The following is a 15664-nucleotide window of genomic DNA, read 5'->3' on the forward strand; positions in this document are numbered from 1 at the left end:
TTACAAAAAGAAATTCCAAACCAAACCGAAACGCAATACAGCATCACGTGTTGCATATCCTGGTGCAGAAAACTCGTTGTTTTGCCTAAAGGCTTCACCAAAATTTTCGACTTTAAAAAAGATTCTTGTCTGTCGCACCTTAGCATTAAAAAAGATATCAAACTGCGGATAACCACCTATCTCTTCGATATTTTGAACATAAAACTCTGACAAAACAGGATCATATGCATCTGCTTTATAGCTTGTAAAATATTTAAAGGTTACCCCTGTTTGTAAATACAATGCTTTTTTAAACCAATGATCATGATAATACAAGCTGTTTCTGGTTGTTATTTCCGGCACATTATATATCTGATCTCCTCCCTGAACATCTTGGTACATCACAGTATTATCAAGACCTAGTTTCCAGTATTTAAGTCCCTGTGTAAGTTTTACTTTTAATACATCAATACTTTCTGGAGCTTGTAGAGGGACAATTGCAGAATTTGCATCTTTTGCAAAATAGGCATACTTACTAATCGTAGCATAGCTCGCTTCTATCTCGGCAATTTTCCTGGCTTTAATATTAACTTGTATTTTTTGAGTTTCGGTATTATCAAAATTATTTTGCCAATTATAGTTTACATAATCACTTTGGTAGAGCAGAAAATTATAATTTGGCGCAACAGATTTAGAACTTATTTTGGCTCGAATACCATAGTTCTCATTAAGATCATATCCTGCACCTGCATTAAAATAATTTCCTGTAAAGTCACCAGAAACAATGGTCATCCCATCGGCAAATAGCCGAAACCCTTTATATGTATTCTTATACTCACCCCCAACAGAATATATATCTCCTTTAATACGATTGGTTATGTTTATTTGAGCACCAGAACTATTTACCTGATTTACAATCGCATTATACCCGTAGTTATAATTAGAGCTTCCTCCTAGTACACGTAAATTTCCCAGCCATTTATTTGTAAAATCCACATACACCTGGTTACTAAAATCTTCTAGAGCTACATTATCTGCAATATTTGCAGTTACATAGGACGCTCCCAAAAGATTATTAGGAGCAATTGCTACCTGATCATATTTAAATCTCTTATCTGTAAGATCCATGATATGTCCTACCGATAAGGCTGTAGAAGAACTATCTGTTTTTTTAAATATTGCGTATTGATGATTTAGATAAAATCGTTTTCCGAGCAATATACTTTCGGCATTTTGAAAATTAACAGACACTGATCCTCTATCAGAAAATTCACTACTTTCTCCAACAAATTCTCCCTGCGCCAAATATTGATTTACCCCTTCTTCTGATAATCCTCCATTTTCTTCATTAAGCAAATCTTGTGACACAAAATGTGTGTGCACTTTATATCGTTCATTTTTGGTCGAATAATTAGCTGTAGCTCTAAAATTACCTGTACTTGTTAAAGCATGTTGATATTTCCCTAATGACCGCACACCTTTATAAGCAATCGAAAGATTGAGTCTTGGTGAAGTATTTACCGTAAAAAAGGCATCTAATTGCTGTCCCTGTTCAAAGGTGGTTTTAAAATACAACTCGGTAAGAGGAGTAGGTACCTGATAATATACTATATCCTCGGCTTCCATAAAATTGAAATGCCTGGCTCTGGCCCCCATTAGTGGTAATATATGATCTCTTTCTTCTTGCTTGGCTAAACTATTATAGGTTTGCCCAACATTATGAATAGGAAGTAACTCAAAATCATCTTTACGCAGATAATTGAACTTATAATCCTTTTGTATGGTCAATGTTGTATCCAGATATGTCGTATCACTTTTTATTGTTATGATCTTATATTCTGTAACCGGTGGCTTCTTTTTTTTAGTCTTTGGTTGCCTTAACGATTTTCTGGGTTCTTGAGATCCATCTCCTAGATTAGAATCATCTTCTCTCTTCTGGTCTCCTTGCGCCCAAATCATCGAAGCCGATAAAAGTGCAACTATAAATATTATGTTTTTTCTCATTAGAATGCTAAACTGTGGCAAAAATATACTTTTTTAACGAAAGTAAATGACACTCATTGTTTGTATAATTTGGTTTATGTATTAGAAAATCTATTCCAGTTTCTAACTCCTGCAGAATATAACGCTTCGCTACATTTTTAAGTGTAATCTACTAGCGCTTATAAAATGTTATATTCTATGTAATTAGAATCCTCATCATAAAATTCTAACCTATAAGTTAACTTTTTCATCAATTTCAAAAAATTGTTTTTAGGTATTCTATGCATACTGTATCTTCGTATTATGCTTACATTAAAACTAAATCCTGACCTTCTCGAATGCGGTACCGATGAAGCCGGACGAGGATGCCTGGCAGGTCCGGTCACAGCAGCTGCCGTAATCTTACCCGATGATTTCAATAATTCGGTTCTTAATGATTCTAAACAACTTACCGAAATCAAAAGAAACCAATTAAAACCCATAATAGAAGACTCCTCTTTGACCTATGGTGTGACACATATTTTTATGGAAGAGATTGATGAGATTAATATTTTAAATGCTTCTATTTTGGCTATGCAAAGATCAATAGAGCAGTTAAAACCTCAACCAGAACATATAATTGTAGACGGAAACAGGTTTAAGCCATATCATAATACACCCTATACTTGCGTTATTAAAGGAGATGGAAAATATTTAAACATTGCAGCAGCCTCTGTATTGGCAAAAACATATCGTGATGAGTTTATGGAAAAAATACATGAAGAGTTCCCTATGTACAACTGGAAAAAGAATAAAGGATACCCAACAGTAGAACATCGAGATGCCATTCGTAAATATGGTATTACCAAATATCACAGGAAAAGCTTTAGGTTATTACCAGAACAACTTACACTAAATCTTAAATAATTATATCTTTGACGCTTACGGGAGAAAAACTCCAATTATATTTCGATCATTAAACAAGAATATCTATTTTGCAAACCAGGAAATTGAACTTTTTTATTTTGACAACTGAATTCAGGAATACAAAACGCATCGGCATAATGAAAAAAATAGTTGCAGTTCTCTTAGTTTTTATTGCTATTTCTTGTGACGATACATCGAAAAAATCAAATTCTTTACTGGATCACATTCCAAGAGATACTCAAATCATTATAAAAATCAATGACCTTGAAGGAGCTGCCAGTAAATTAAGAGATAATAATTTTATCAAAAACAATAACCAGATTGCTTTTTTTGAATACTTCAAAAACTTGTCTATCCTGGATCAAACCCATCAAACTGAAAGCATTTTATGTTTCTCTCCACTAGGGAAAAACGATTATGAATATACGTATATTTCAAAATTTGACCCTTCTGTAATCAATACCGATTCACTTAACACAAAACAAATTGAAACTATAAATTATTCGGAGAATACCATTTATAAGGTTACATCAAAAGGAAAATCATTTTTTGCCACTAGACAGGATAGTTTGCTTATTGCCTCTTCGTCTCAATTATTGATCGAAAATGCAATACGAATGCAAGCCGCTCCAATTCCTATTGATAAAGATTTACAAAAAGTATATGAAGTTTCTGGCACCGAAAACACACTATCTGTACTGGTTAACGGGAAAAAACTACAAAACATTCACAATGCTTTACTACCTAATACAGAACTGGAAAGCTTGCAAAATTTTAGCGGTTGGATATCTGCCGATGCTACTATAGGTCAAGATGCAATGTATCTGGATGGTATTGCTATAGAAAAAGATTCGTTATCCAGTACCATTGGGATTTTTGATAACACTATCGCTCAGGAAAATAAGATTTCGAAAGTTACACCTGTTACCGCAAAAGGTTTTATCTCTTATACTTATGATGATTTTGATGTATTGAAAAAAAATCTATCTATAGCGCAGGATAGGGAATTAGAAGATATCCCTGGGGATCTTGACGATATATTATCAGGTGTTTCTGAAATAGGCATGATTTTTCTGGACAAAGAAAATATATTAGTTCTAAATTCTCTAAGTCCCGAAACTGCTCAAGAGAGTTTGGCTGGAGACAAAATAGATACCTATAGAAATACACCTATATACAGTTATAAAGGCTCCGCTGCTTTTTCCCAAATCCTTAATCCTTTGGTTAGCGATTTTGATGCCAAGTATTATTTTGTTCGGGATGATTTTATCATTTTCGGATCTTCTACCAAGGCTCTTAGAGATGTTATTGCCAATATTCTAAATCAGACATTACTCCATGATCAAGAGTATTACAAAACAACTATAAAAGATTTATCTGACGAATCTTCGATATTAATAGCAGGTAATATCAAAAACATAAAAGAATATATCTCTGAAAACGTTGAAGAAGAATATTCATCACAATGGGAAGCTCTTAAAGATAAAGGATATCAAATAGGAATAGTACAGGTTATAAAAGAAAATGATTTTGCTCATGTACATAGCATCTTACAAAAAAACAGAGCTAAAGGGGCGGCAACGTCTGTAACGCAAACTGCATCAACTACGTTGGAGAATAAGGTACTAACCAAACCCATTCTTGTTAAAAACCACAGAACCAAAGGCATGGATGTAGCAGTACAGGACATCGAAAACAACATGTATCTAATTTCTGATAAAGGTGCTATTTTCTGGAAAAAACAAATCGATGGTGAAATACTTGGCGATATTCAACAAATAGATATCTACAAAAATGGTAGATATCAACTATTATTTAGTACTGCCAATACCATGTACCTGATTGATCGTGATGGAAAAGATGTAAAACCATATCCTAAGACATTCGAAAAACCAATTACACAACCACTCGTGCTATTTGATTATGACAAAAGCAAACGTTATCGTATTGTTATTACCCAGGGCAATGAAATAAAAATGTTTGATGCTGAAGCAAAAGCTGTAACTGGATTTAGATTTAAAAACACAGAAACAGATCTTATTTTACCACCGAAACATATTAGAATTGGGACCAAAGATTATATTTTACTTTCTGAAAAAAATGGAAAGTTAACGATCCTGGATCGATTAGGTAAACCACGAGTTAATGTAAAAGAAAAAGTTGATTTTTCTAAAAACGAATGGTATCAATATCTGAACAAATTTACATCCACTACCAAAAGCGGAAAATTAATTCAAGTACAAAATGATGGTAATGCTGTAGAACAAAACCTAAGTTTACACGAGGATAATAGAATGGTAGCTACCAATAAGACTCTGGTTACTTTTTCTGAAAATAAACTTACCATAAAAGGCAAAACCCTTGAACTCGATTTTGGAGTGTATACAGAGCCTAAACTTTATTTTATCAATAATAAGATTTATGTTACCATTACAGATATACAAGCCAAAAAAGTATACTTATACGATAGCAATGCTGAGTTATTTCCTAATTTCCCGGTATATGGTAATTCTGTACTAAGTTTAGGCAATATGGATAAAGATCCTAATCTAGAATTTGTAGTTCAGGGAGAAGAAAATGGCGTGCTCATCTACCAAATAAATTAATCCATTGTTAAAAAAATAACAATAATAGAAAATCTAAATTTTAGATTTTGGATTTTCTATTCACAGAATTCACTTTACATGTAACGCTATAATACATTAGATTTTACTGATTTTCGACATATCACTTTACAGAAATAAATTAATATATTTTCTTTAACATTAAATTAAGGTTTCATACAAGTTATTATTATTTTATGTTAAATATCATTTCCTAGGTACTAAATTTCATTATTAAGAGTTGTACAGCCAACGACACAAATTTACTAACACAAACCAAACTCAATTATGAAAACAAGTATTTTTAACAAAATACTGGTGCTCACGTTCTTACTCGTGAGTATTAGTGTTAATGCACAACTATGGAGTCCCATATCTCCTGCAAAAGCACAAGCCAAATCCAAAGAACTTAGAAAAACAACTCCAACTAAGTATCAACTATTTAACTTAAACACTACAGAGTTAAGATCTATCTTGCAACGTACACCATCAAGAGTACAGCAAAAAAGCTCAAGTATTGTAATCCAACTCCCAACTGCAAAAGGAGTACTTCAAAAATTTAGAATTCTTGAAGCTTCTGTTCTTGAAGAAGGACTCGCAAAACGATTTCCCAGTATCCAATCTTTTGTTGGTTATGGGATTGATGATCCTACATCTATTGCCAGATTTAGTTTCTCGAAAATTGGTTTACATGCAATGATAACTTCTGGAAATCATTCGACCATTTATATCGATCCTTATACAAAAGATAAGGGAAGTTATATCTGTTATGCTAAATCAGACTTACCTGCCGATCCTAATAATTTTGAGTGCCTTGTTGAAGAAAACGTTAAATCAAACTTTTCTAATCAGCAATTCAATGCTTTAAAAAATGCTAATGACGGTAAGTTAAGAACGTTTAGACTAGCTATCGCATGTACTGGAGAATATTCACAATTTCATATAAATAATCAGGGAATCAGCTCTAGTGCCTCTGATCAGGTAAAAAAAGAAGCTGTACTTTCTGCTGTAAATACTACCATGACTCGAGTAAATGGTATTTTTGAAAGAGATCTTGCTTTAACCATGGTATTGGTAAATAATAATACAGATATTATTTTTCTAGATGCAAATACTGATAACTTAAGTAACAGTAATGCAAACTCTTTAATTAACGAAAGTCAGACTGTTTGTGACAATGCTATAGGTTTTAACAATTATGACATTGGACATGCGTTTAGCACAGGAGGAGGAGGACTGGCACAGCTTAGATCTCCTTGTACAAACTCTAAAGCACGAGGAATCACAGGAAGTGGTCGCCCTATCGGAGATGCATATGATGTGGATTATGTTGCCCATGAAATGGGACATCAGTATGGTGGAAATCACACTCAAAATAATAGTTGCCAGAGATCCAATGCATCTGTCGAGCCAGGAAGTGCTTCTACGATTATGGGGTATGCTGGTATTTGTTCTCCAAACGTACAAAACAATAGTGATGCTTATTTTCATGCGATCAGCATTCAGGAAATGTGGCAGAATATTTCACAAGGAAACAGCACATGTGGTGCTCAAAGTAATACTGGTAATGCTGCTCCTACTGCCAATGCAGGGCAGGATTATACAATCCCGGCTTCGACACCATTTGTATTAAAAGGTAATGGATCTGATGCTAATTCGGGGAACAATCTTACGTATTGCTGGGAGCAAATGGATGCACAACCTGCAACCATGCCACCTGCTGCCACGTCAACAAACGGTCCTGCTTTTAGATCTTTGACTCCAATTGCTTCGCCTGATAGATATATGCCGGCATTACCTACAGTTATTTCGGGACAAACGTCTTCTACCTGGGAGGTTGTTCCTTCTGTAAGCAGAACAATGAATTTTAGACTTACCGTAAGAGATAATGCATCTGGTGGTGCTAGTAGTGCCAGCGACGATTCAAAAATAACAGTTGCAGGTGCAGCTGGACCTTTTGTTGTTAATGCACCCAATACTAATGTTAACTGGGCTTCGGGATCTACACAAACCGTTACCTGGGATGTAGCAGGAACGACTGCTAATGGTATTAATGCGGCAAACGTAGATATTTTACTATCTACCGATGGAGGAAATACATATACAACAACAATTGCTTCTGCAGTACCTAATGATGGTTCTCATAGCATCACTGTTCCCAATGCTGTAGGAACACAGAACAGAATAATGGTTAGAGGATCCGGAAATATTTTCTATGATATTTCTAATGCTAATTTTGAAATCTCTGGAGGAAGCGGTGGAGATACTCAAGCTCCAACAACTCCTGATGGTTTAGCTGCTTCAAATATCACACAAACTACTGTTGATCTTAACTGGAATGCTGCTACAGATAATGTGGGAGTTACAGGATATGATATCTATCAAGGGAATACTGTAATTACAACAGTAACCTCTACTTCGCATCAGGTGACCGGGTTATCAGCAAATACATCATATAGTTTTAGAGTAAAAGCTAAGGATGCAGCGGGTAATGAATCTAATTTCAGTAACACTGCCAATGCAACTACGCTTTCACAACCAGATACTCAAGCACCAACAGCTCCTGCCAATTTAGCAGCTTCTAATATTACAAAAACTACTGTTGATCTTTCCTGGGATGCTTCTACCGATAATGTAGGAGTTAGCGGATATGATGTTTATAGAGGTACTACAGTGATCACAACCGTTACTACTACTTCTTATCAGGCTACCGGATTATCACCAGATACTGCTTATAACTTTAGCGTAAAGGCAAAAGATGCTTCGGGTAACGAATCTAGCGCCAGTAATACAGTAAATATTACGACTTTACCATCTACAGGAGGTTCTTCTTGTACCGGAGAGATTTCGGCTTTCCCATATACTGAAGGGTTCGAAAATACTCTTGGAGCATGGAAACAGGCAACTGGAGATGATTTTAACTGGACTGTAGACGCTAACGGAACTCCATCAAGAAACACTGGGCCTTCTAGTGCTGTAGAAGGAACCTATTATGTATATATGGAATCGTCTACACCTAATTACTCAACAAAAAGAGCGATTCTTAATTCTCCTTGTTTTGATCTAACAGCTCAAACCGCTGCAAACTTTTCATTCCAATATCATATGTATGGTGCTTCAACTATGGGTAGCTTAGCATTAGAAGCGAGTAATGATAATGGTGTTACATGGACTTCAGTTTGGTCTAAATCAGGAAATCAAGGAAATTCATGGCAATCCGCAACTGTAGATTTAAGTGCATACTTAGGTTCTACCGTACAATTACGTTTTAATGGTGTTACTGGTACTACCTGGCAAGGTGATATGGCAATAGATGATGTAAACTTAGGTGAAGGAGGAGGATCAGGTACTACTTGTACTGATGTGTTATTAACTCTTAATTTTGATAATTACCCACAAGAGACAAGCTGGCAAATTGCTGATAGTAACAATCAAGTTGTTGCGTCTGGAGGAACATATGATACTCAGCCTGATGGATCAACATTAACAATCACAGAGTGTTTAGATCCTGGAACTTATATTTTTACACTTAATGACACGTATGGTGATGGAATTTGCTGTGCATATGGTAATGGTTCCTATACACTTACATCAGAAGGAACTACAATAGCCTCTGGAGGGTCTTTCGGAACTTCTGAAGCTACAACATTTACAATCGGTAGTCCTTCTGCAAGATCATTAGTAACCATTGATGGTACAATGACTACAAAACAACTAGAAATATCTGCATTCCCTAATCCAGTAGGAAAAGATCGCTTACTAAATGTAATCGTTTCTAAAAAAGATACTTCATATGAGGTTGTAAGTATTCTTGGGAAAATTGTAATGAAAGGTAAATTAGTTCAAAAAACAATCAATACCAGTGCATTACCATCGGGATTATATATTTTAAAACTTAACCCTGGAGGTGAAGGTAAATACAAATCTTTTCAATTTGTACAAGAGTAATATTCGATAATAGTTAATTATGGTAAGCGATGTATTGAGAAATACATCGCTTACTTTTTTAAGTTAAACCCAGATTAAAGCCTTATTTTTTCTTTAATGTTGAAGATTTTATGAGAAACTTCAGGTATTCTAAACGATACATCAATATTGATTTCGTCTTTTGATTTTTGAAGCTCCAGATTTCCATCTTTAACTTTATAATATCCTGCCTCTCCTCTACAAAAACAGTGTTTCCCAAAAAGTAAATGTACTTGCTCTAACTTCTCCCCTTTTAAACTTAGAGTCTCTGTAGTTTTATTGATTTCTAAATGTATCGTTTCAGAATAATCTGCATCTGCAGTACCTTCAGGTCCTTTGATTAAAAATTTAAATTCGATAACTATCCCATCTCCTTTTTCGATAACAGGGTAATATCTATCTGTGGTATCTTTTTTTAGTACCATCGAAGAATTCTTATGAAGTTTGATAGTACAGTTTCCGCCTTCCGGGCAATACTCCTTATTATTTTGATATTCAGAAACAACCGCTATTTCTTTTGAAGAATCGACTGTGTTTTGAGTTTTACATGCGCATACCAGCATAAGGGCACTAAGAAAAGTATATACCTTCATTTTTATTTATAATTTTAATCATTTCTTTTGTAAAAAGATCAGATCGTTATTGTATATAAAAACCCCGGATTAATTTTTTTAGTATGAAAAACTAAAGATTTAAATTTCTGTTTTTTGTTTTACAAATTCTGCTTCAAAAAGTGTTTTAAAATGTTTTAGCAGTTTTTCTTTAACCTCATCTACATTTATATGGTCTACTCCTAATTCGACTTGTAATGATGTAACCGTTTTATCTTTAATTCCGCAAGGAATAATATGATCAAAATACCCCAGATTGGCATTAATATTTAAAGCAAATCCATGCATCGTAACCCAGCGACTGGCACGAACTCCCATAGCACAGATTTTACGTGCAAACGGAGTACCTACATCAATCCATACTCCGGTTTCTCCTTCACTTCTTGTAGCATTAATATCATATTCTGCCAAAGTGAGGATAACCATTTCCTCCAAAAAACGAAGGTATTTATGAATATCGGTAAAGAAATTATCGAGGTCAAGAATTGGATATCCTACTATTTGCCCTGGGCCATGATAGGTGATATCTCCTCCTCTATTGATTTTATAAAATGTAGCTTCTTTTTCTTTTAATTGCTCTTCTGATAATAACAGATTACTGATATCCCCACTTTTACCTAAAGTATATACATGTGGATGTTCTACAAAAAGAAAATAATTTGGTGTACTAAGCCCGGCATCTTCTCTTCGGTTTTTGATTTTTATATCCAAAATCTCTTTAAAAAGAGTTTCTTGATACTCCCAGGTTTCTTTATAATCTTTACGGCCAATATCCTGGAGTTGAATTCTTTTATTCATAGTTCACAAAGATACATCATAAAAAAAAGTGAAACGATAATTTTTTAATTTTCCAGTTCTACTTCGACATCCAATATCTTAGGGTTTTCCATAAGTTCGATAAACCCGACTTCTAGTACAAAACTCTTCATATCAAGACTAAATGTTGCTTTATCAGATGACATTTTTATTATTTTTCTCGGAAAAGTATACTTTAGTTTATATTTAGAACTAGCTAAAAACATTCGGGCTTTTTCCAAGCTATCCATACTTTTTTTCACCTTCTCTTCATCAATAATCTCTGTAATCCTGCTAAACTTATTGTTTTTAAAACTATACTTCACTTTGGTCCCTCCTTCTTCAGACATCATAGTTTCTAAGGGGTTTATTTTACCTGCCCCTGAACCTTTATTTGCTTCTCCTACAGCCATAGAAATTTTAAAATCCCCAAATACATCTCCTAATTCTGAAACATTTTTAAAGTCCCTATACATATCCATATTCATTTCTTGAGCTTCAGAATTTACTACCATATGCATTTCATAATCTTTTAATCTCTGCAATCTTTCCTGCATCTCCTTTGATAATTTAGAAATACTATCTTTATGTTCTTCTAAAAAATCTTTAAAAACTACTAATGAATCAACATTTTCTTTTTTCTTTTCTGTAACCTGCCCTTCTCCCATCTTCATAAGCTCTGATCCATCAAAGTTTATGGTGATTTTTCCTGTTCCATCTTCATTCAAATTCAAATTCTCTGAAAATTGACATCCTACCAGAAGTAAAGATGATACTATAGTTAACACACAAAGACTAAATCTTTTCATATATTCTTATTATTTATTTAAACAAGGACAACCTATTATAACAGATCTATTTTTTATTAAAACTATGGGTAGCATTTAGCCTTTCCGCACACTTATGATCTGTGATGTAAAAGTAAATTAAATATTATAAAGTATTCTAAATAATGAGCTCTGAGTTAAGAATTAGTAATCTTTTGCTTAAAAATCGTATTTATCATTTTCACGTTTCTTTTTTTTTGTATTTTACCTATTATTTGAAAACAATGGTAGAATTATTTTTGTTTTTCAGTATAAATACTGTAATTCTTTCTTCACACAAACAATTAAGAGAAGTTCTATAATTATCAAATGAGAAAACAATTACACATATATGGACTTCTATTTTCTATGTCTTTTATTGGGTTTGCGCAAAATGGCCCAGGAGGAGTAGGAACATCTGATGGAACATCTTCTTTAAGGGTATGGCTAAAATCCGATGACATAGATGCTGATGGTGATAATACCGATAACCCTATTAATGGAACCGCAATATCCACCTGGTCTGATAATAGTGGTAATACCAATAATTTTACTCAGGCGGGAGCAAATCGGCCAACTTATAATACAACAGGAACTTTTAATGCTGTTAATTTTAATTCTGGTTTGGCTACTGCACAATTTATGAACGGTACCATAACAGGATCTTTTGCTAATGCAAGTGCTTATTTTGTAATAAACCCTGTTAATACAGGTAATTCTCATTCTTTATTTGATAACACAACTGCTTCTTTACGAGTAGAACAATGGTTTAATACGAGTAGAGTTGGTTTTACTCGTTATGGAGTTGCAGATTATGCTACGACAATAGCTTCTCCATTTGGTATAAACAGTATAATATCATACCATAAAGCAGGAGGATCGACGAATCTTAATGTAAGAGTAAATGCTGCAACACAAGTTTTAAATATAGGCTCTACTACTGCAGGTATTCCTTATGACAGAATTGGTAGAAATTCTAATGGTGCTGATGAAGCAACTGGGGATTTTTTAGAAATATTATTGTATAACAATAGTCTTAATGCTGCACAAACTATTATTGTAGACAATTACTTAAGTGCCAAATACGGAAGTATTCTAATCCCTATAAACGTGTATAATGAGGATGATATAGCAGCCGGGAATTATGACCATGATGTAGCAGGGATAGGAAGAGTTGATGCGACTAATTTTCATAATGATTCTCAAGGAACTGGTATCATAAGGGTTTTAAACCCATCTGGATTGGGTAACGATGAATTCCTGATGTGGGGGCATGATAATGGAGCCCTACTTTTAAACAATGTAACAGATATACCCACCAGTATACAATCGAGATTAGATCGAGTATGGAGAGTAAGTGAAGTTAGTACATTAGGAGCACCTGTCGATGTAGGAAGCATTGATCTTAGGTTTGACCTAACAGGACTCAGCGGTATTACTACACCTTATTTGAGACTTCTGGTAGATACCGATAATGATGGCTTGTTTAATGACGAAACTCCAATTTATGGAGCTACATCCCTGGGTGGTAATATTTATAGCTTTACAGGAATAACGGCATTATCAAATAATGTAAGGTTTACTCTGGCAACGGCTGTACGTAAGGTGATAACCAATAGGAATATTACATATCGAATTAACAGAAACTAAAGAAATAATCGATGGTATAAAAGTAAATTAATAAGTACAACAATATACTGTAGAATATATTATCGCAGTAATTATTGTTTTACACATAGTTTCTTTGAGAATACTAATTATTTAGTAGCCTTAAAACCATTTTTATTGACACTAACTTCCAATTCTTTACTCTCTACAGGAGTTTCAGAGAAACTTTGTTGCTCTGAATGCGCTTTAAGTTGAACCTGAAGAGTATCGTCTCCATTATATTTAAGTGAATCTATTATAATTCTATCTCCTAAAAAATAAGAATCAATCTGCCTAATTGTTTTACCTTCATAATCTAAAACAAACATACCTACATAATTAAAAATACCTGATCCCTGGTTTGAAACCTTGAAAGGGGCCATAAAATATTGTTTATCTTTAGAAGATTGATTTAAGGTTGTTATTTTTAAATAATCGACGATAACTTCTCCTCGTTCGTCTCCATCAATATAAACGCCTTTTACCACATGTAAAGAATCTGTATCAACTTCTGAAATCTTACATTTAGCATTTGTTTCAGGAATTGTAATAACCCAATCATTAGACGTTTTTAAACTAAATAACTTTAATAAAGCTTCAGATTGCGAAGATGTGTTTTCATCTTTACAACTTTGTGTTATGGCTATTATCATAATAAGGATAATTACTCTACCCGCTCTAACTATTCTTTCTTTGACCATATTATATTTATTATTTTATTTATTCACGTCCTGCAGCACCCACTCAAGCTCTTTATCTATCCCTTTTTCTGCTTCGATATAAACATCTGGTTTAATCCCAAAACCATCGGGCTCTACAGTATGAGGTGCATTTATTTTCATTAACCCCACTCTCATATTTATCTTAGAATTAGGAAGCTCTATATATGCAAAAAAACCTGCAATAGTACCGTTATATGCTCCACCTGTTTCTTCTCCAACAAAAGTAGCGCGTTTGGTCGCTTTTAGATGAGTAGATAAAATACTACTTGCAGAAAAACTTTCTCCATCTATTAATACATAAATTTTACCGGTATACGAATTTGATTTAGGCTTTCTGAGTTTACTATATTTAAATCTAAAATAAGGATCTCCATTTTCTTTTTTAACCTTAAAAAACTGGTATGTGGTTAAAACCGGGGAGAATAATATAGCTCCGGTTTTTCCGATCCAGGATTTTGTATGAAAAACCGGATATAAGAAACTTAACCGTTTAGTCATTTTTGCCTTCTCAATAAACACATACTCTTTATCGATTAAATAAGAATAGAGTTCTTCTATTTCTGCTAATCTACCTCCCAGATTTCCTCTTAAGTCTATAATGAGGTTTTTACTAGTTGCAGAATCTATTTTTGCGAAGCTTTCTTCATAAAAATCCTTATAATTTCCATTCGTAAAACTTCTTATTTTTATATAAGCGATAGCAGAAGTACTATCTGTTGTTATAAATTTAAAATTTCTATTATACTCTTTTTTGTATGTATCAAAACCATATTTATTATGCTGTTTACGCACCGCTTTATTCTTTATCCTGGCTATTTTTTTATCTGCTTTGCTTTGCTTTACTACTGGTACAGTGATAGTGTCTTTTTTTACGGTTTCTTTCTTTTTACTATATCCGGCATGTACATAACGAGAATAAATACTATCTCCGGTTTTTAACTTCACTAACACACTATCTTTTTGCTGGTGTGTTCTGGCATAAAACACTCCAAAACCATGACCAATATACTTTGGGATAAATGTTCTATTATAGCCATCTCCCGTATGTAGTTTTTGAAAAGACAGTAATAGATCGCTTGTTTTCTCATGATCAACACTCAATATCTCGGAGCCCACTACGAGGGTATCTTTTTTCTCATAATTCTTTTCGACATATACCTTATTGTCAACACTATGAAAAGCTAATGATTTAAAAGGATAGCTTCTTCTACCTTTCATTTTTTTCTCTTTTCTTGTTTGCTTTTTATAAGGAGGATAGATCGCTGTATGCCCCTGTCGTATACTAGTAATTACTGGTGCTAATCGTTTATAAAATGCAATGCTGGATATAGGTTCTTTTATATTTTTCTTTAGTGTACTTATTTTTTCATCCAATGAATCCTTACTTATATACCAATATAAATCCGGATGTAGTTTTTGTAATTTACGATGTATAAAATCTATATCATCGTGTATTTCTTCTGGACTATGGAGTTCACTAATTTGTTGATTATACTTTTTAACTGAAGAACAAGCTGTTAACGAGAGTACTAATACATACAAAAATAACTTTCTAATCATAAAGACTTGATTTTAGATTTGAATTTATACCACCAAATACATGCCACAATTATTGTATTATGGGTTCATCACAATAATTTTGTTTT

The 15664-nt window shown here is 33.6% G+C and carries 10 protein-coding genes; 4 read left to right on the top strand and 6 right to left on the bottom strand.

From position 1 onward, the window contains the following. The gene (locus AAFU52_RS03220; protein ID WP_438425374.1) at positions 1-1983 is read right to left on the bottom strand and encodes a putative porin; all 1983 of its coding nucleotides are present in this window, start codon (positions 1981-1983) and stop codon (positions 1-3) included. A 282-nt stretch (positions 1984-2265) separates the two neighbouring features. Between AAFU52_RS03220 and AAFU52_RS03225 the strand changes: the two genes are divergently transcribed. The 3 genes from AAFU52_RS03225 (at position 2266) to AAFU52_RS03235 (ending at position 9419) form a co-directional block, all read left to right on the top strand. After that, a complete protein-coding gene (locus AAFU52_RS03225; protein ID WP_438425376.1) occupies positions 2266-2868 on the top strand; it encodes a ribonuclease HII in 603 nt (200 codons plus the stop codon). Between the two features lie 137 nt (positions 2869-3005). Next, complete coding sequence (locus AAFU52_RS03230; protein ID WP_438425377.1) at positions 3006-5474, top strand: hypothetical protein; 2469 nt, start codon at positions 3006-3008, stop codon at positions 5472-5474. A gap of 285 nt (positions 5475-5759) precedes the next feature. Beyond that, positions 5760-9419, top strand: coding sequence for a reprolysin-like metallopeptidase (locus AAFU52_RS03235; RefSeq protein WP_438425378.1), 3660 nt, complete (start codon positions 5760-5762; stop codon positions 9417-9419). 74 nt (positions 9420-9493) lie between these two features. Here AAFU52_RS03235 and AAFU52_RS03240 read toward each other — a convergent pair whose 3' ends face one another. The 3 genes from AAFU52_RS03240 to AAFU52_RS03250 form a co-directional block, all read right to left on the bottom strand. Beyond that, positions 9494-10030 carry a hypothetical protein gene (locus tag AAFU52_RS03240; RefSeq protein WP_438425380.1) on the bottom strand — a complete coding sequence of 179 codons (537 nt, stop codon included), beginning with the start codon at positions 10028-10030 and terminating at the stop codon, positions 9494-9496. Positions 10031-10129: 99 nt separating this feature from the next. After that, entirely contained in the window at positions 10130-10846 is a 717-nt protein-coding gene (lipB, locus tag AAFU52_RS03245; RefSeq protein ID WP_438425382.1) for a lipoyl(octanoyl) transferase LipB, read from the bottom strand. A 44-nt stretch (positions 10847-10890) separates the two neighbouring features. Next, entirely contained in the window at positions 10891-11652 is a 762-nt protein-coding gene (locus AAFU52_RS03250) for a hypothetical protein (protein WP_438425385.1), read from the bottom strand. A gap of 327 nt (positions 11653-11979) precedes the next feature. Between AAFU52_RS03250 and AAFU52_RS03255 the strand changes: the two genes are divergently transcribed. Then, positions 11980-13299, top strand: coding sequence for a hypothetical protein (locus AAFU52_RS03255; RefSeq protein WP_438425386.1), 1320 nt, complete (start codon positions 11980-11982; stop codon positions 13297-13299). A gap of 107 nt (positions 13300-13406) precedes the next feature. On the opposite strand, the gene AAFU52_RS03260 is transcribed toward AAFU52_RS03255, so the two are convergent. Beyond that, positions 13407-13997, bottom strand: coding sequence for a hypothetical protein (locus AAFU52_RS03260; protein WP_024771891.1), 591 nt, complete (start codon positions 13995-13997; stop codon positions 13407-13409). 15 nt (positions 13998-14012) lie between these two features. Next, on the bottom strand, positions 14013-15578 hold the full coding sequence (locus AAFU52_RS03265; protein WP_438425388.1) for a S41 family peptidase: 1566 nt from the start codon (positions 15576-15578) through the stop codon (positions 14013-14015). Between the last annotated feature and the right edge of the window lie 86 nt (positions 15579-15664).

The sequence above is a fragment of the Aquimarina macrocephali genome (assembly GCF_051627225.1).
Classification (GTDB): Bacteria; Bacteroidota; Bacteroidia; order Flavobacteriales; family Flavobacteriaceae; genus Aquimarina; species Aquimarina macrocephali.